Genomic DNA, 18,421 nt, shown 5'->3' on the forward strand with positions numbered 1-18,421 from the left:
CTTGCGGGAGTATGATCAACTAAGCGAGAGTAGAAGAGCCGCTATATGCAGTACTCGCAGTACATCAAACCCGCTATCGCCTCAGATACGCAAACTATCTCTGTGACGGACCTGGCCAGTAAGCGGCTCAAGGCTGGGGCGTTCTCGCACCCTCAGTGGCTGCGTTTGTGTTACATCGAGCGTCAGCTACTCTGGGAGCGAAGGTTAACAACGACCATGCTGATGGAGACCTTCGGGATATCACGTCCCCAGGCTCAGAAAGACATAAAGCTTTACCAGCAACTCGCGCCTAAGGCGCTGAAGCCATATCAGTTGAGTATTCCCTACCATCAACCCACTGAAAGCTTTGAGCCGGTGCTGTTGTCCGAAGCGGATTTGCAGTGGCAGGCCATTGAAGAGTATGCGCCACCTATAGCCGCCCACACCACTGAAATGCCCATGCTGATACGCCGTCATAATCTGCGTGTTCTAGCCCGATTGCTCTCGGCCATTGAGCACCAGCGGTCTATTGAAGCTGTGGTTGCAACGATGAGCTCACCCAAGGGGCGTGGTAGACGGTTAATGCCAACGGCGATTGCGTTCGTTAATAATCGTTACCACGTACGCGCCTTTTGTTGGGATAACATGGCGTATCGTGATTTCCTTATTGGTCGTTTCAAAAGCACCCCTAAAGTGGTTAAACCCTCGAAGGGCGTGAAGGACTGGGGCGATAACGCGCCTGCCTTTGAGCGTTGTAGGGGTGTTCCACCTGAATCTGATGCTGAGTGGGAGCAGATGATCGAACTTGAGCTAAGACCTAATCCGCATCTCAGCCAAGATCAGCAGGCATTAATCGTGACCGATTATGAGTTGGAACATGATAGAGGCTTGAAGCGGATCGTACTTCGCAAACCGTTAATCGGTTACTTCTTGGTCGATAATCGCATTCCTGCGAGCGAAGCCGAGTACAAGTTTGCTGTTCATGAAAACCCTAAGGCTTGGCCTGTATTTGCCTTTACGACGGACTCAAATAGGCCTGCCCACAAACTCGGATTTTAGTCTGGCTGATCTCACTTACTAAGAGCCGGCTAGGTGTAGTAGCACGCTCATCCTGGATTTAATCCTTTACCTTGTACAAACAGACCTTTTAAGTTGGCTCAAGGGTTTGTCTAAAACGCCGGCCTTGAGTGAGCAGCATTAGGCACATCGTGTAGTAATTTTACTAACGAGCTTGTAGGCGGTCAGCCAGCAGGGTGCACATTATGTCACTTAATGGTTGATTTTCATGTCATCTTATGCAATAGGAAATGCTGTAAGCTTTTGATTTGTGCTTACAGTTTTTGTCAGCTTATGCTGTAAGCGACATAATTGTCGTTTCCCCATAAGCCGATATAGCCTGTTTTTGTAGTAGTAAGACTACAAATAGTGGGTAGGTTATGTACCGGCGCCGCTTGAAACACCCCCGAGTAAAAAATCTCTACCGATTTGCCAGCCGTAAGAGAAAGCCATACAGACAGTTGGGTCATCTCTTGAGTTTGATGTCTGTTTCTACCTCGAATGTTCCCCTGATGTGGCCTCATCCATTATTTTTTGATGGCAAGCACCTGCCCTACACCCGATTTCAACGCCTCCATAATCTAGTGGCCAATCTGACTTGGCCACTAGATTATGGAAGCTATACAAAAAAAGGCCGACTCCCGGAGTCGTGCCTTTGTTTGCTCCTGGCTTGAGCCTGATTGTTGTATCAGGCTCAAGCCGTTTGCCCGAACAGCAGTTTCTTGCCTTCCTCGGTGACCGCCGGGCGGTTGGTCCAGGGGGCGCCTTTTTGGTAGGCGGTGACCACGGCTGGGCGGTTTTGCATGTGTTCAAACCAGCGTTTCAGATGCGGGAAGTCGTCAAGGTTCTGCTGCTGACGCTCGTGGGGCACGACCCAGGGGTAGGCGGCCATGTCGGCGATGGAGTATTCGTCGGCGATCCAGCCGCGGCCTTCGAGGCGCTTGTTGAGTACCCCGTACAGCCGGTTGGTTTCCTTGACGTAGCGCTCCATGGCATAGGGAATGCGCTCGGGGGCGTACTGGACAAAGTGGTGGTTCTGTCCGGCCATGGGACCCAGGCCGCCCATCTGCCACATCAGCCATTCCAGCGCGGTTTTGCGCGCGCGGGGTTCAATGGGGAGGAAGCGGCCGGTTTTTTCCGCCAGATAAATCAGGATGGCGCCGGATTCGAACACCGAGATTGGCTCGCCGCCATCGGCAGGTTTGTGGTCCACGATCGCGGGCATGCGGTTGTTGGGTGACAGGGCCAGGAATTCGGGCTTGAACTGATCGCCGGCGCTGATATCAACGGGGTTGAGGCTGTATTCAATTCCGGCTTCCTCCAGGAAGATAGTGATCTTGTGGCCATTGGGCGTGGGCCAGTAATAGAGATCTAGCATAGGGTTACCCTCAGGCTGTTGTGGTGGAATTCGCATTATTGTCAGCATAATTTTGCGGGAACAGGGCGCGCATGGCGGCTTCGTCACGCTCCGCCTTGAACGCGATATCCTTGCCCATTTCCCGGGCGCGGGCAACGGCGGGGCGGCTGTTGATGCTGTCGAACCAGCGTTTCAGGTTCGGGTAGGGCGCCAGGGCGTCTTCACCCAACACGAAGGTGGCCTTGTCGAGCCAGCCCCAGGCCGAGATATCGGCAATGCTGTAGCTGTCGCCGACGATGTACGGGCGGTTTTCCAGGTGTGCATCCAGCACCTCGTAATGACGCTGTGTCTCACGCACGTAGCGGTTGATGGCGTAGGGAAGTTTTTCCGGCGCCATGTATTTGAAGTGCACCGCCTGGCCGGAAAAGGGTCCGACGCCGCTGGCGATGAACATCATCCAGGACAGCAGTTCACCGTGCTCCTGCGGAGCCCCCGCCAGCTGGCCGGATTTCTCGGCCAGGTAGAGCAGGATGGCGGTGGAATCGAATACCCGCACGCCGTTGTCGTCAATGGCCGGTACCTTGCCGTTGGGGTTGATGGCGCGAAAGGCGGGGAAATGCTGTTCACCCTTCAGGGTGTCGACGGGCACGAGTTCATAGGGCAAGCCCGTTTCTTCCAGGTAGAGGGCAATCTTCAACGGGTTGGGCGCGCGGTTAAAAAAGAACCTGATCATGAGGACCTCCAAAGTAGCTTGAACATTCATTCAAGCACTTCTTGAGTGTTCGTTCAAGCTTGATTTGAACGTTCATTCAAGCAACGGCTATACTATAGCCTGATGAATCAGGGCGGTGGCGAAGATGACGCGGATACAGTTTGATCGGGAACAGGTGATTCGGGATGTAACCCGACTATTCTGGCAGCAGGGTTTCGGCGGCGCATCCATGCAGATGGTGGTCAAGGCGACCGGACTCAAGCCTGGCAGCCTGTATCTGGCCTTTGGCAGCAAGGAAGGTCTTTACCAGGCGGCACTGGAGCACTATGCCCGCCAGTCTCAGGCTACGCTGTGCCAGACGCTGGAGCAGGCGACGTCCATCGGCGAGGGGATATGCCGGCAATTGCTGCGTATGGTGGAGGAGTCCGGCAAGGTGGATTACTGCAGCTGTTTCCTGGTCAAGAGCCAGCTGGAATTGGCCGCATCCGGGGGCGACCTGCAGCACAGCGTGAGCACTTATCTGACCGAAATTGAAAGTCTCTATGCCGACTATCTGGGGGGCATCTATCCACCCGGGCAGGCCCGGCAGTATGCGGCGAGCCTGATGCTGCACATCTTTGGTATCCGGGTGTATGGCTACCTGGGACATGAGCGGGATCTCATCGTGGCGGCCGTGAAAGCGGGCCTGTCCTGGTTGCCGTGGGCGGATTGCGATTAGCGATTGCCGGCGGTACCGCCAGCAGTTAATGGACAGCCTAGATCCTATAGACAGATTTGCGGCCCCAAGTAGAACGGCCACACTAAAGAGGAAAGCAAGTCGGTGCGTAGCGAGCCGTCAGTTGAGAATAAGAGGCTTGCTTAGATAGGTGGGTGTCGGGAACAAGGGGAGGACAAGATGGAGGGGGCTGTCGTTCATCGTGAGGTGCGGCTCAAGACCGCCGGTGTCGTCCTGGATGGGTTGCTGGCGTTGCCCCATCAGTGCCGGGCGCTGGTGCTGTTTGCTCACGGCAGTGGCAGCAGCCGGTTCAGCCCCCGCAATCGGCTGGTGGCGGAGCGGCTCAATGCCGCCGGCATCGGCACCTTGCTGTTCGATCTGCTGACGGCGGACGAAAGCCGCATCGACGATGTGACCCGCGAGTTCCGTTTCAACATCCCCCTGCTGGCCCGGCGGCTGCTCGGGGCCATCGACTGGGCGGGCGGCGAGGTCGATACCCAGGCGCTGTACCTCGGACTGTTTGGATCCAGCACCGGAGCGGCGGCGGCCCTGCTGGCCGCCGCCGAGCGTCCCCGGCGGGTGGCGGCCCTGGTCTCCAGGGGCGGGCGGCCCGATCTGGCTGGCCCGGCCCTGTCGAAGGTTCGGGCTCCGACCCTGTTGATCGTCGGCGGCGAGGACCGGCAGGTGCTCACCCTCAACCGGGAGGCGGCGCAGCAGATGACGGGTGCCGTTCGGCTGGAGACGATACCGGGTGCCAGCCACCTGTTCGAAGAGCCGGGCACCCTGGATATGGTGATCCGGCTGGTCAGCGACTGGTTCGCCCAGCACCTGCAACAGCATTGAGGGTGGTTTGGTCCAGCCAACCCGTTAGCCCTCCTTGGCTGCCCTGGCCAGACTGTCGGCAGTCGCGTCCCGATATCCCTGAAGCGGGACAAGTTCGGTACCGGCATCGCGACGGGCCGAGCTGGCTTCGTCTAAACTTCAGCTACAATCCCGTAGCGGATTCCCAACCGGCCTCGACGTTGCCGGTGAGTCGCATATGGCAGGGGTTCGCAATCAAGCGGTGCCGGCGAATGGGCCGGCGATGAGCCGCAGAGGTGACAGAGGGCGCAGATGTTGAGAAAACTTCTTTGGGCCGGTCTAGGCATCATCATAGTGCTGCCGATCGTCGGCGGCCTGATGGTTATCAAGCTGTTCCAGTTTGAGGCGATGGAGGTCGCCGGCGCCCAGCAGCTGATGCCGCCGGAGCCGGTCAACGTCGTCGAGGTACGCGAGGCGAGCTGGCAGTCGAGCATCGCGGCGGTCGGCTCTGTGGTGGCCGTGCAGGGGACGCTTATCCGCACCGAAGCCGAGGGCATAGTACGTGACATTGCCTTCGAGGCGGGTTCCCGGGTGAAGGCCGGCGAGCAACTGGTGCGCCTGGATGTCGATATCGAGCAGGCCCAGCTGCGTGAGGCACAGGCCGCCGCCGCCCTGGCACGGCTTTCCTTCAGGCGGGGGCAGCAACTCAGGAAGAGTCAAAGCATTTCCCAGGGAGAGCTTGATTCACTCGAGGCCAATATGAAGCAGGCCAATGCCCAGGTCGATTTTTTCCGCGCGCTCATCAATAAGAAAACGTTGCGTGCGCCCTTCGCCGGTCGGCTCGGCATCCGTCATATCAGCGTCGGCCAGTTTCTCGACAAGGGCAGCCCGGTGGTGTCGTTGCAGTCGCTCGATCCCGTGTATGTGGAGTTTTCCCTGCCGCAACAGCGGTTGGGAGAGTTGTCCGAAGGGCTGCAAGTGACGGTGTCGTCCGATGCCTATCCCGAACAGCCGTTCACGGGCAGGGTGACGGCGTTCAATCCGGAGATAGACCCGGTTACCCGCAGTGTCCGCGTGCAGGCAACCCTGGCCAATCTCGACGGCCGGCTGCGGCCCGGCATGTTTGTCTCGGTAGATATGCTGGCTGCCCGCTCGGAAACCGTGCTGCTTATTCCGGTCACGGCGGTGCAGCATGGGTCCTATGGCGACGCCGTCTTTGTGGTTGAAGAGGGTGAGCAGGGACAGGACGGCGGCCCCCCGCTGGTGGTCCGGCAACAGCTGGTGCGTCTCGGCGCACGGCGGGGTGACTTCGTGGTGGTGACCGAGGGGGTCGCGGTGGGTGAACAGGTCGTGTCCACCGGTGTGTTCAAGCTGCGCCCGGGCATGGCCGTGGTCATCGACAACCGGCTCGCCCCGGACTTCAAACTTGAACCCAGGCCCGACAACACCTGAACCGGGTGTCAGGAGCGCGATCACCGATGAAAGCCTTCACCGATCTCTTCGTTCACCGCCCGGTGCTGGCGCTGGTGGTCAATATCGTTATCGTCATCGCAGGCCTGCAGGCCTGGTGGTCGCTCAGTGTCCGCCAGTACCCGCAAAGCGAGAACGCCGCCGTCATTGTCGCCACCCCCTATGTCGGCGCCAGTGCCGAAGTGGTACGCGGTTTCATCACCACCGCCATCGAGGGCGCCATCGGCTCCGCCGACGGCATCGATTATGTGGAATCGAAGAGCCTGCTCGGCCTGTCGCTGGTGACCGCGCGGCTTAAGCTCAATTATGAGCCGACCAAGGCGCTGGCCGATATCACCGCCAAGGTGAACCAGGTGCGCAACGAACTGCCGGCGGAGGCGGAAGTGCCGTCGATCAGCGTGCAGTCGGCGGATTCCGAGTTTGCGTCCGCCTACCTGAGCTTTTCCTCCGACAGCCTTTCCCAGAGCGAGATCACCGACTACCTGGTGCGGGTGGTGCAGCCCCGGCTGGCGGCGCTGGCGGGGGTGCAGCGAGCCGAGATCTACGGGGCACGCACCTTTGCCATGCGCGTCTGGCTCAAGCCGGAGCGGATGGCGGCCTTTAATATCAGCCCGGCCGAGGTCCGGGCCGCCCTGGCGGCGAACAACTTCCTGGCGGCGGTGGGCAGTACCAAGGGTGCCCTGGTGCAGGTCTATCTCACCGCCAACACGGACTTGCACACGGCGGAGCAGTTCAGGCAACTGGTGATCCGTCAGGAAAACGACACCCTGGTGCGCCTGCAGCAGGTGGCCGAGGTAGAGTTGGGCGCCGAGGACTATGATACGGAAGTGAGTTTCAACGGCCAGACCGCGGTATTCATGGGCATATTCCCGCTGCCCAACACCAACACCATAGAGGTAATCCAGGGGGTGCGCGCGGATCTGGCCGCGCTTAGGCAGGATCTGCCCCCGGGGCTAGAAGGCAGCCTTGCCTATGATGCTTCCGAATATATCGACAACGCCATCCACGAGGTGGTCGGCACCCTGACCGATACCCTGACCATAGTGGTGGTGGTCATCTTCCTGTTCCTCGGTTCGTTCCGCTCCGTGCTGGTACCTGTGGTGGCCATTCCGGTGTCGCTTGTCGGCGCCATCTTCCTGATGCAGGCATTCGGCTTCACCCTCAACCTGCTGACGCTGCTGGCCATCGTGCTGTCGGTGGGCCTGGTGGTGGACGATGCCATCGTCGTGGTGGAAAATGTCGAACGCCACCTGCGTGAGGGGCGTACACCCTTTGATGCCGCGCTGATCGGGGCGCGGGAGCTGATCGGCCCGGTCATCGCCATGACCATCACCCTGGCCGCCGTCTATACCCCCATCGGCCTGCAGGGGGGGCTGACCGGCGCGCTGTTCCGCGAATTTGCCCTGACCCTGGCCGGCGCCGTGACCATCTCCGGCATCGTCGCCCTGACCCTGTCGCCGATGATGAGCGCCACCTTGCTGCGCAGTGCCGAGCGGGAAGAGCGTGGCTTTACCGGCTGGGTCAACCACAGATTCGATCGTCTGCGTCAGGCCTATGGCCATGTACTCGAGCGGATACTGAATGGCCGGCCGGCGGTCTATGCCCTGTGGGCCGTGCTCAGCCTGATGGTGGGGCCCATGTACCTGTTTTCGCCCAAGGAGCTGGCGCCGCTCGAAGATCAGGGTTTTATGTTCGGCATCATCAATAACGCGGCCAATGCCTCGGCGGATCAGAAGATCCATTTTGGCCGGTCGGCGGAGCAGGTGTTCCTGTCGGCGCCCGAGCGGGAAATAACCTTTCAGATCCTGCTGTCGCCCTCGGATCCGTTCGCGGCGGCCCTGGGCGTCGGCGGCTTCAGCGGCATGGTGGTCAAGCCCTGGGATCAGCGCAACCGCTCGATCCGGGAGATCGTGCCCGAGATGCAGGTCGGGTTGTCGGCCATTCCCGGCCTGCAGGTGTTCGCCAGCCAACCGCCGGCCCTGCCCGGCGGCAGCAACTTTCCAGTGGAGTTCATCATCGCGTCGACGGCCGAGCCGGAGCAGATGCTGGCGTATGCCGAGCAGCTGCAGTTGAAGGCGATGGAAAGCGGCCTTTTTTATTTTCCGCCGGAGATTGATCTGAAGATTGACCAGCCCCAGTCGGAAATCGTGCTCGATCACCAGAAGGTGGCGGCGCTGGGGCTGACCAACGCCCAGGTCGGCGCCGATCTGGGCGCCGCCCTGGGGGGCAACTATGTCAACCGTTTCAACATCCAGGGGCGGGCCTACAAGGTGATCCCGCAAATTGCCCGCGCCGAGCGACTCAACCCCGATCAGCTGGCAAACATCTACGTGACCGGGCCGGGTGAACGGCTGATACCACTCAGCGCGATCGCCACCCTCAGCGACAGCACGGTGCCGCGTTCCCTCAACCGCTTTCAGCAACTCAATGCCATCAAGTTGTCGGGAATGACCGCCCAGCTGGACGAAGGGCTCAAGGTCCTGGAAGACGCCGCGCGCGACATGCTGCCGGCGGATTACACCATCAACTATACCGGCGAGTCACGCCAGCTACGCACCGAGGGCGGCAAGTTCCTGCCGGCCCTGGGGCTGGCAATACTGATGATCTTCCTGGTGCTGGCGGTGCAGTTTAACTCGTTTCGCGATCCCCTGGTGATCCTGCTGGGCTCGGTGCCGCTGGCGATGTTCGGGGCCCTTATCTTCACCCTGCTGAAGATGCCCAACCCGGACTTGCCCCACTGGACAGACGGTTGGACCACCACCATGAACATCTACGCCCAGGTCGGGCTGGTGACCCTGGTCGGCCTGGTGTCCAAGAACGGCATCCTGATCGTCGAGTTTGCCAACAAGCTGCAGCAGCAGGGGCACGACAAGCTGGCGGCCATCGAGGAGGCGGCGATGACCCGTTTTCGCCCGGTGCTGATGACTTCGGTGGCCACGGTGGCGGGACACTTCCCGCTGACCCTGGTCGACGGGCCAGGGGCGGCGGCGCGTAACTCCATCGGCTTGGTGCTGGTGGGCGGCATGGCCATCGGCACCCTGTTTACCCTGTTTGTGGTGCCTTCGCTCTATATGCTGATTGCCAGGCAGCACCGGAAACCGGAGCCGGAATCGGGAAACTAGAATAGGATAGAAAACCGGGGGCCGGAATAGGAGGTCGGCGCGATGATGTTTTTCGCGGGTTGAAACCCGCCCTACAGGGGTATACAGGTTCATCTGGTTGCTGTAGGTAAGAGTTCATTCTTACGGCGGGCTGTCGGGTTGATACCCGACCTGCGGGAGTTGCCAGGATCATCGGATTGCTGTGGGAACGAACTTGTTCGCGATATTCAGTTACAGCGAACAAGTTTGGGCCCACAGGGGTATGCAGGTCATCGGGTTTGTTATAGGTAAGAATTTATTCTTATTCAGCGCGCTGTCGGATTAAAACCCGATCTACAGGCATATGCCGGATCCCGCTTTCCGCTTATGCCCTGGCGCTTGCCCCGTGACGGGGCGGGGCCAGGGAAATCAGTGCCGCCAGCGTGATAAAGGCGGTGGAAATCCACAGACAGGCCGTCCGGCACCTTGCCCGATTTCTTGCCGGTCAGGCGGGGTGCCAGCGACTGCACCATGCCATAGCCGATCACCAAGATGGCCAGGAAGCCGCCCACCTGCCAGTGAGCCCGCCCAGGAAGAAGCCGGCCCTCTTGAGGGCATTCTTGGAGCCGGTGAGTACCGCTACCCAGTGATACAGGCTGCCCTGGGCCTGGCCCGGCACCCGCACTTGATGCTGCTCTTGGCGCTCATCTTGTTGAGCTCCTTGGCGATGCCCGACAGCGCTTGGGCAGCCACGCCTGGGGAACCAGCAGCATGGCCAGGGCGCCGACCTGCAGTGCCAGCCCCGCATTCATGGTGCGATTCAGCCCCAGCCGGGCTCCCAGCCACCTAACAGGTTGGTGACCACCCCGAAGATCTCGTAGAACAGAAACAACAGGACGATCTCCAATGGCTGGTAGCCCAGGCCATGGAAATAAAGCACCACCAGCATGCGCAGGGCGCCGTCGGCGGCGGCCTTCAGCAGGGCGTTGACCTCTTCCGCCGTGGTGGCGCGTTCCAGCTCGGATACGCAGTCGGTGAGCGAGTCATTGGCCAGCGGCACCCGGATGGCGTGACCGTTCAGCTTGCCCTTGAGCTCGGGGAAAATATGGGTGATGGCGGTGGCCGAGCCGGTGGGGATCAGGCTCTGGCCGCAGGCCCGGGCCCGGCGCAGATCCTGATGGGGGCATCGAGTATGGTCTGGGTGTTGGTAATGTCGTGCACCGTGGTCATGGAGCCGTGCCGGATGCCAAGCCTCTCGTGGACAACCTTGACCACCGGGGCCAGACAGTTGGTGGTGCGGGAAGCGGCGGTCACTATCGGGTGTTTGCCCTTGTCGTAGAGGTGGTCATTGACCCCCATCACCACGTTGAGCACGCCTTCCTCCTGGTGACCACCACCCGCTTTACTCTTGGGCCAGGTAGGCCTTAAGCAGGGCGGTTGATTTCATTTTGCCCGAGGCTTCGATCACCAGATCGCAGCCGGACCAGTCGGTGTCTGCGATCGCGCTGTTACGGGTGCAGGCAATGCGCCGATCACCGATGACGATGTCGTTGCCCTCGGCCCTGGCTTCATGCTGCCAGCGGCCGTGCACCGAATCGAAGTTGAGCAGGTGGCTGAGGGTGGCGGCGTCGCCGGCCGGGTCATTGATCTGCACGAACGCCATGTCGTCCCAGCCCCATGTGGCCGAAGCCATTGATACCTACTTTGATGGTCATGATATTTCCTTTTGGTGGATAAAGAGTTGTTAATTAACGGCTGCGCTGGAGTCGGTCGCCCATGGCGGCCAGCTGTGTGAGGCTGTCTGCCAGGTAGTCGGGATTATGGGCCAGGGTCTCGGCTATTACTTGCCGCATCCAAGGGGCCAGCTCGGGGCTGAGCCGGTAATAGACCCACTGGCCCTGGCGTCGGTCCTGCAAGAGGCCGTCTTTGCGCAACTGGGCCAGGTGACGCGACACCTTGGGTTGGTTTTCTCCCAGGGCCGACATCAGCTCGCAAACACACAGTTCCTGCTCGTGCGCGATCAGCAAGATGCATCTGAGGCGGGTGTCGTCGGCCAGGCACTTGTATAGCTGGAGGGGACTCATGGGATCTTGATCGGTTAATATATATGAAAATCACTATATGTGTTAAGTCATGACCGGCATAAAGCGCGCTGGCGGGGTGCGCCGGGCATCGGCTTCTGTGGCACAATAAGAGCCGTTATTTATCGCTCAAGATCAAGGGGTAGGGGTGAGTCAGGTCAAGGTGTCGGAAAAGTACCTAAGGTTTAAAAACGGCAGCAGCCTGTTTATCCGCTACCGTCAGCCGCTGGCCGGCTGGCTGATTGCTTCGGCGCTGGCCCTGGTTATTGCCCGCATCCTGGGAGCCGGCCTGTCACCGGCCTGGCCGGGGGTGGCCTACGGGGCCGCCTCGGCACTGCTCTGGCCCCGGCTGGCCCGTCGCAATCGCATCCAATCGCTGGTGCTGCTGGCCCTGGGCGTGTTGTGCCTGTTATGGGGCCGGTTGCAGGGAGCAGGTTTTGAGCTTGAACGCCTGCTGGCGGGAAACAGCGCCTTGCTCTCCATGTTGGTGGCGGTCAGTTTTCTGGGCCTGGTAAGCCAGCCGGCCGAACAGGAAGGGGAGCGCTTGCCCAGAGGGAAGCGCGCGGTCGGCTCTACCCTGATGGCGGTGCACCTGTTCGGTGCCGTGATCAACCTGTCGGCCATCTTTATTATCGGCGACCGGCTCGGCCGGCGTACCGCACTCAGCCGGGACCAGGTTCTGGCCCTGGTGCGCGGTTTTTCCGGTGCGGCACTGTGGTCGCCCTTCTTCGCCGCCATGGCGGTGGCCCTGAACTTCGCCCCGGATGCTCAGTTGTCCGCCATCTGGCTGGTGAGTATCCCGCTGGCGGCCCTGTCTCTGGTGTTCGCCTTCTGGCAGTTGTGCCGTTGCTCCGGGGACGGTGCGGCAGAATTTACCGGTTATCCCATGCACTACGGCGGCCTCTGGCTGCCGATGCTGTTGGCGACGGCGGTCTTTGCGATGCATGAATTTTACCCTGCGTTATCGGTGCTGGCGGTGATCACCCTGCTGACTCCGCTGCTGACCCTGCTGGTGCTGCCGTGGCGCAGCCGCGAGCCGCTGGGGGTATTGAGCCGGCAGGTAAGCGGGCGGCTGCCGCAGATGGCCAACGAGCTGATGTTGTTTCAGTGTGCCGGCGTACTCGGCTATGGTTTGGAGCTGCTGGTGTCGGGCCTGGAGGGCGGACTGCCGCTGGCCGGTTTCGGGGCCTTTGAGGCGGCCCTGAGCTATGGCGTTATCGTGCTGTTGTCGTTGGTGGGGGTGCATCCCATTATCAGTATCGCCTTTGTCGGCTCCCTGCTGGCACCGCTGGCGCCGGATCATTCGCTGCTGGCGCTGGCCTTCCTGGCGTCCTGGTCACTGGGCGCGGCAGTGGGTCCGCTGTCGGGAATGAACCTGGCGATCCAGGGCCGTTACGGGGTGGATTCCTTCAAGATAATGCGCTGGAACCTGGGTTATCTGGTGGTGATGTCGGTGTTGGTGGTGGCGGCGCTTTATCTGCTGGAACGTCTCCTGCGCTGACTCTTTTGGCGTCGGAGATAAGCCCCCGGCGCGACCGCCATATGATTTTTTAGTCGGAAAATGCGACTGACTACTTAAGGTTGGGGGCCTAAATGTCATACAATACGCGCCGGAAATTCAATCCATCGGTTACAGCCTGCATTAATACCGATCACAAGTCGTTGCAACGCTGAGCCGTTGGCTCCCCAGCCGTATCAATTAGGGAAAATAATGACGACTCAAAAAGCTACCATCGTCTATACACTGACCGACGAAGCCCCCGCACTGGCCACCTACTCCTTGTTGCCTATCGTACGTACCTTTACCAGCGTCGCTGGTATCGATGTAACCCTCAGCGATATCTCCCTGGCCGCCCGTATTCTGGCCGCCTTTCCCGAGCGTTTGAGCGAAGAACAAAGGGTCGTAGACGGTCTGGTCGAACTGGGTGAACTGACCCAGGATCCCCACGCCAATATCATCAAGCTGCCGAACATCAGCGCCTCCGTACCCCAGCTGCGCGCCTGTGTGGCCGAGCTGCAGTCCCAGGGCTACGACATCCCCGACTTTCCTGAAGAGCCGAAAACCGCCGAAGAAAAAGCCATCCGCGAGCGCTATTCCAAGATCCTCGGCAGCGCGGTCAACCCCGTGCTGCGGCAGGGCAACTCCGACCGTCGTGCCCCGGCGGCCGTAAAAGCCTTTGCCCGTAAGTATCCTCACTCCATGGGCCAGTGGAGCAAGGCATCCCGCTCCCACGCCGATTACATGAACGGCGGTGACTTCTTCTCCAGCGAACAGTCCGTGACCATGAACAAGGCCCAGACGGTACGCATCGAGTTCGTCAACAAGGCCGGCCAGGCCGAGCTGAAGAAAGAGCTGCCGCTGGAAGCAGGCGAAGTGCTGGACAGCATGTACATGAGCAGCAAGGCGCTGTGCGATTTCTTCGAAGGCACCCTGCAGGATGCCAAGGAATCCGGCGTGATGTGGTCCCTGCACGTCAAGGCCACCATGATGAAGGTGTCTCACCCCATCGTGTTCGGCCATGCGGTCAAGGTATTCTATCGCGAGGTATTCGAGAAGTACGGTGAGCTGTTCGACGAGCTGGGTGTCAACCCCAACAACGGCCTGAGCAGCGTGTACGACAAGATCAAGGCGCTGCCCCAGTCCACCCAGGAAGAAATCGAGCGGGCCATTCACGACTGCTATGAAAACCGTCCCGAGCTGGCGATGGTCGATTCCGTCAAGGGCATCACCAACCTGCATATCCCCAGCGATGTGATCGTCGATGCTTCCATGCCGGCGATGATCCGCACTTCCGGCCAGATGTGGGGTCGTGACGGCAAGCCGAAAGATGCCAAGGCGGTGATGCCGGAGAGCACCTATGCCCGTATCTACCAGGAGATGATCAACTTCTGCAAGACCAACGGCGCCTTCGATCCGCGCACCATGGGCTCAGTCCCGAACGTAGGCCTGATGGCGATGAAGGCCGAGGAATACGGCTCCCACGACAAGACCTTCGAGCAGACCGAAGACGGCACCATGCGTGTGGTCGCGGCCGACGGCACCGTGCTGATGCAGCATGAGGTGGAGAAGGGCGACATCTGGCGTGCCTGCCAGACCAAGGACGCGGCCATCCGCGACTGGGTCAAGCTGGCCGTCACCCGCGCCCGCAACTCCAGCACCCCGGCGGTATTCTGGCTGGACGAGGAGCGTGCCCACGACAATGAGCTGCGCAAGAAGGTCGAAGCCTACCTGCAGGAGCACGATCTGAACGGTCTGGATATCCGCGTCATGTCCTACAACGAGGCCATCCGTTTCTCCATGGAGCGCATGAAACGCGGCCAGGACACCATCTCCGTCACCGGCAACGTGCTGCGCGACTACCTGACCGACCTGTTCCCGATCATGGAGCTGGGTACGTCCGCCAAGATGCTGTCCATCGTGCCCATGCTGGCCGGCGGCGGCATGTACGAGACCGGTGCCGGCGGCTCCGCGCCCAAGCATGTGCAGCAGCTGCTGGAAGAAAACCACCTGCGCTGGGACTCCCTGGGTGAGTTCCTGGCCCTGGCGGTGTCCCTCGAGGAGCTGGGCATCAAGGACGGCAACGCCCGCGCCAAGATCCTGGCCAAGTGCCTGGACAAGGCCACCGAGCTGCTGCTGGACAACGGCAAGTCGCCGTCACGCAAGGCGGGCGAGCTGGACAACCGTGGCAGCCACTTCTACCTGAGCCTGTACTGGGCCCGTGAACTGGCCGCCCAAACCGACGACGCCGAACTGGCCGCCCACTTCGCGCCGCTGGCCCAGGCCCTGAGCGAGAAGGAAGCGCAGATCGTCGCCGAGCTGAACAGCGTACAGGGCCAGCCGGCCACCGAGCTGAAAGGCTACTATCACTTCGAGCCCGCTGTGGTCGAGAAGGTGATGCGTCCGAGCGCCACCCTCAATGCCCTGCTGGGCGCGGTGAACGGCTAAGCCGAGCGTATTTGCCCTGATTCAGGGTGTTAGCTAAAAGCCCGGGGCGGTTTAACCGCCCCGGGCTTTTTTATTCTTAGTCACTCATACCAATCTGATTGAGCGTCTAGTTATGGGCGTCTAATAGCATAATGCCAGTCAGTTAAGCGTAAAACGGGATTGATTAGCTTCCCGCCGACACGTCGTAAACCCATCCCTGGGGGCTCTGCCGCACCATCCCTGGCGCAGCAGGTCGGCTTGAAAGCCAACCAATCCCGTTAACTGACCGGCATCACGTTTAATAGCCTGCTTGTTTGAGCAAATGGCTATCAGAGGTAGCCAGCTGTGGTATCCGGTTTGTCAGCCGCCGCACTGACGGCAGCCGAACAACGTCGGAGCCCTCAGGGACGAGTGCATGGCGTGTCCGCGTGCGCTACCCGGTCTATGTAGCAGTATTGGGAACCGTTATTCAGCTTCCGCTTGCCCAGCGGCTGTGCGCGGCGTGCCAAAGCGGGTCACGCGATAGGGAGACAGTTCCACCACAGGCCTACGCTCTTCCACCAGGGACAGGATCAGCTCCGAGCTGATGGCCGCCTGGGTCAGGCCCAGATGCTGGTGCCCGAAGGCCAGCAGCAGTGAGGGATGGCGAGGGTGCCGATCGATCACCGGCAGCGAGTCGGGCAGGGTGGGACGGAACCCCATCCACTCCTGTTGAGGCCAGTCATGGTCGGCCAGGGCCGGCAGCAAGGCCCGGCTCTGGTGACGCAGGGTGGCGATGCGTTTGCGCTTCGGCGGGAGTTTAAGTCCACCCCATTCGCTGAAGCCGACGGTGCGCAGACCGTTGGCGAGGGGGGTCATCACCAGATGGCGTTCGGCTGAGCCGATCGGTCGGGATACCGGCGGCGACGGGCATTGCCAGGTGAGGTGATAGCCGCGCTCGGCTTCCAGCGGTACTTCAAGTCCCAGCGGCGCCAGCAGCTGCCGGCTCCAGGCGCCGGTGCTGAGGATGGCGCGGTCAAAGCGATACTGGCCGCGGTCGGTGGCCAGCGTGATGCCCTGCCGTGCCGGCGAGAGTGCGTGTACGCCGGTGTGAATAAATTGCCCGCCGCGCCGCTGGAAAGCCCGATACAGCGACTGACACAGCAGCAGGGGATCATCCATCTGGCAGGCGTCCGGGTAGAAAATAGCATGGGCAACGCGGCCGGCGAGGGCCGGCTCCAGCTCGGCCACCGTCTGCCGGTCGATCAACCGGGCGTTGATTTGCCAGTCCTGCAGGTGGCGAAGATGGCGTTGCGCCGCGGCCAGCGCCCGGGGATTTTCCCACACCTGCAGATAACCGGAGGCCAGCAGGTGATGCCCGAGACCCTCGGCGGTCAGCAACCGGCGCCAGGCATCCAGCGCCTGGCGGTTAAGGGCGTGTAATGCACGGCGGCCGTCGGTGGCTTTTGAGGCGCTCCCGCTGCGGATAAACTTCCACAGCCAGGGCAACGCCTTGTGGAAGTAGGCAAGCGGCGTGGCCACCGGGCCGTGGGGGCTGAGCCACAGCCGGAGCGCGGCTTTTAGGGTGCCCGGGTTGGCCAGGGGATCGATCAGTTCGGTCGCCAGGTAGCTGGCGTTGCCGGAAGAGGTCTGGCTGCCCGGCGGCTGGGCGTCAAACAGGGTCACCCCGTACCCGGCCCGCTGCAGGGCCAGGGCGTTGCAAAGGCCGACGACGCCGGCGCCGATGACGGCAATCTGTGCTGCTTTTTTCATTCTGTTACTACTCCAGGCTCGGCATGGGCGCGTTGACTAAACCAGCCCAGCTGCGCATAGACAATGCCAATCACCGGCGACAGCCAGCAGGCGAAAGCCAGTGGCGCGTAGAGCAGGGCACTGTAATCCCCGCCCACGACGGTCAGGCCCAGGGCTCCAATCACGAAGGCGCCGCCGGCATTCCACGGGATCAGCGGAGACACCAGGGTGCCGCCTTCCTCTATCGCCCGCGACAGGTTCAGGCGGGAGTATCCCAGCTTGTTGTATTCTGCCTGATACATGCGCCCGGGCAAGGCGATGGACAGGTACACGTCACCGGAGATCACATTGGTGGTGATGGAGGTGATGATGGCGCTGGTTTGCAGGCCCTTAAAGCCCCGAGACAGCTTGAGGATGGCACCGACCAGGGACTCCAGGCAGCGGGTCCGCTCCAGGGCGCCGCCGAAGGCCAGGGCGAACATCATCAGGGTGACCACCCAGGTCATGGAGGTGACGCCGCCACGGTTGAGCAGGCCGTTGAGCGCCTGGTCTCCGGCTTCTATCTTGAAGCCACCATGGGCGAAGGTCAGGATCTGATGCAGGTTGTACCCATACTGGCTCATGGCCACCATCGCGCCCAGGCTGAATCCGATAAACAGCGCCGGTATGGGGGCGACCTTGAAGAAGGCCAGGACAATCAGCGCCAGGATCGGCAGCATGGCGGGCCAGCCCATGTCGAACTGGGTCAGCAACCCTTGCTTGAAGCTTTCAATCTGAGCCAGCTGGTCGATGTCTGCCAGCTCGCCGGTGGTGCCGACGAACAGATACAGGAAGAAGGCCAGGATCATGGCGGGCACAGTGGTGGGCATCATATTGCGGATATGATCAAACACATTGGTTTCTGTCACGGCCGCCGCCAGGTTGGTGGTGTCGGACAGGGGGGAAACCTTGTCACCAAAGAAGGATCCCGACACCACGGCACCCGCGGTCCAGTAGACGGGAATGGAAAACGCCTCGCCGATGCCGATCAGCGCCAGCCCCACGGTACCGACCGTGGTCCAGCTGGAGCCGATGGCCAGCGAGACCACGGAGCAGAGCAGCATGGCCGCAGCCAGAAACCAGCCCGGATTGATCAGCTCCAGACCGTAATAAATCAGCATGGGCACGGTGCCGCTGGCAATCCAGGTACTGACTAGCATGCCGACCACGATCAGGGTGGCGATGGAGGGCATGGCCACATGCAGCACATGGAAGGCGCCGGCTTCGATGTCCTTCCAGCGATATCCCTGGGCCCAGCCGACCAGGGCGGTGATGGCAAAACCGATGGCCAGGGCGATATGGGGGGTAAAATCCTTGTAATAAAAAATCTGCAGGGCGAGCAGTGCCACCGTGGCCAGCACGGGAATGCAGGCAATGGGCAGGCTCGGCAAGCTGTTGGTCACAGTACCCTTCTGAATGGTGGTGTACATAAGATGTCTCTCCATGACGATATCATGCCGGGCAAGATGACTTTC

General features: G+C 60.9%; 13 protein-coding genes and 1 pseudogene. 7 read left to right on the forward strand and 7 right to left on the reverse strand.

Going from position 1 to position 18,421, the window contains the following annotated elements; genetic code table 11:
* Positions 1–45 precede the first annotated feature (45 nt).
* Positions 46–1,038: a BrxR family helix-turn-helix transcriptional regulator gene (locus ABD806_RS02410; RefSeq protein WP_344954339.1), complete on the forward strand. Its 993-nt coding sequence runs from the start codon at positions 46–48 to the stop codon at positions 1,036–1,038.
* Between the two features lie 691 nt (positions 1,039–1,729).
* On the opposite strand, the gene ABD806_RS02415 is transcribed toward ABD806_RS02410, so the two are convergent.
* Entirely contained in the window at positions 1,730–2,413 is a 684-nt protein-coding gene (locus ABD806_RS02415) for a glutathione binding-like protein (RefSeq protein WP_344954341.1), read from the reverse strand.
* A 10-nt stretch (positions 2,414–2,423) separates the two neighbouring features.
* Entirely contained in the window at positions 2,424–3,125 is a 702-nt protein-coding gene (locus tag ABD806_RS02420) for a glutathione S-transferase family protein (protein WP_344954343.1), read from the reverse strand.
* Positions 3,126–3,249: 124 nt separating this feature from the next.
* On the opposite strand from ABD806_RS02420, the gene ABD806_RS02425 reads away from it, so the two are divergent.
* The 4 genes from ABD806_RS02425 to ABD806_RS02440 all read left to right on the forward strand — a co-directional run bounded on the left by ABD806_RS02425 (position 3,250) and on the right by ABD806_RS02440 (position 9,212).
* Positions 3,250–3,822, forward strand: coding sequence for a TetR/AcrR family transcriptional regulator (locus ABD806_RS02425; protein WP_344954345.1), 573 nt, complete (start codon positions 3,250–3,252; stop codon positions 3,820–3,822).
* A gap of 177 nt (positions 3,823–3,999) precedes the next feature.
* Positions 4,000–4,662 carry a dienelactone hydrolase family protein gene (locus ABD806_RS02430; protein ID WP_344954346.1) on the forward strand — a complete coding sequence of 221 codons (663 nt, stop codon included), beginning with the start codon at positions 4,000–4,002 and terminating at the stop codon, positions 4,660–4,662.
* A gap of 270 nt (positions 4,663–4,932) precedes the next feature.
* On the forward strand, positions 4,933–6,072 hold the full coding sequence (locus tag ABD806_RS02435) for an efflux RND transporter periplasmic adaptor subunit (protein ID WP_344954347.1): 1,140 nt from the start codon (positions 4,933–4,935) through the stop codon (positions 6,070–6,072).
* Positions 6,073–6,098: 26 nt separating this feature from the next.
* Positions 6,099–9,212, forward strand: coding sequence for an efflux RND transporter permease subunit (locus tag ABD806_RS02440; RefSeq protein WP_344954348.1), 3,114 nt, complete (start codon positions 6,099–6,101; stop codon positions 9,210–9,212).
* A 778-nt stretch (positions 9,213–9,990) separates the two neighbouring features.
* Here the strand turns inward: ABD806_RS02440 and ABD806_RS02445 are convergent.
* The 3 genes and pseudogenes from ABD806_RS02445 to ABD806_RS02460 all read right to left on the reverse strand — a co-directional run bounded on the left by ABD806_RS02445 (position 9,991) and on the right by ABD806_RS02460 (position 11,254).
* A pseudogene (locus ABD806_RS02445) lies at positions 9,991–10,529 on the reverse strand (hypothetical protein).
* A 43-nt stretch (positions 10,530–10,572) separates the two neighbouring features.
* Positions 10,573–10,863, reverse strand: coding sequence for a glyceraldehyde 3-phosphate dehydrogenase NAD-binding domain-containing protein (locus tag ABD806_RS02455; protein WP_344954351.1), 291 nt, complete (start codon positions 10,861–10,863; stop codon positions 10,573–10,575).
* Between the two features lie 55 nt (positions 10,864–10,918).
* On the reverse strand, positions 10,919–11,254 hold the full coding sequence (locus ABD806_RS02460; protein ID WP_344954353.1) for a metalloregulator ArsR/SmtB family transcription factor: 336 nt from the start codon (positions 11,252–11,254) through the stop codon (positions 10,919–10,921).
* Between the two features lie 145 nt (positions 11,255–11,399).
* Between ABD806_RS02460 and ABD806_RS02465 the strand changes: the two genes are divergently transcribed.
* Together ABD806_RS02465 and ABD806_RS02470 are read left to right on the forward strand one after the other, a co-directional pair.
* Complete coding sequence (locus ABD806_RS02465; RefSeq protein ID WP_344954355.1) at positions 11,400–12,752, forward strand: hypothetical protein; 1,353 nt, start codon at positions 11,400–11,402, stop codon at positions 12,750–12,752.
* 210 nt (positions 12,753–12,962) lie between these two features.
* The gene (locus tag ABD806_RS02470; protein ID WP_344954357.1) at positions 12,963–15,197 is read left to right on the forward strand and encodes an NADP-dependent isocitrate dehydrogenase; all 2,235 of its coding nucleotides are present in this window, start codon (positions 12,963–12,965) and stop codon (positions 15,195–15,197) included.
* Positions 15,198–15,641: 444 nt separating this feature from the next.
* Here the strand turns inward: ABD806_RS02470 and ABD806_RS02475 are convergent, their stop codons facing one another.
* Both ABD806_RS02475 and nhaC read right to left on the reverse strand, forming a co-directional pair.
* Complete coding sequence (locus tag ABD806_RS02475; RefSeq protein ID WP_344954359.1) at positions 15,642–16,928, reverse strand: NAD(P)/FAD-dependent oxidoreductase; 1,287 nt, start codon at positions 16,926–16,928, stop codon at positions 15,642–15,644.
* Entirely contained in the window at positions 16,925–18,376 is a 1,452-nt protein-coding gene (gene nhaC, locus ABD806_RS02480; protein WP_344954361.1) for a Na+/H+ antiporter NhaC, read from the reverse strand. Before nhaC ends, ABD806_RS02475 begins: the two co-directional genes overlap by 4 nt.
* Positions 18,377–18,421: the final 45 nt, after the last annotated feature.

Origin of the sequence: Zobellella aerophila, assembly GCF_039539325.1 — a bacterium.
Classification (GTDB): Bacteria; Pseudomonadota; Gammaproteobacteria; order Enterobacterales; family Aeromonadaceae; genus Oceanimonas; species Oceanimonas aerophila.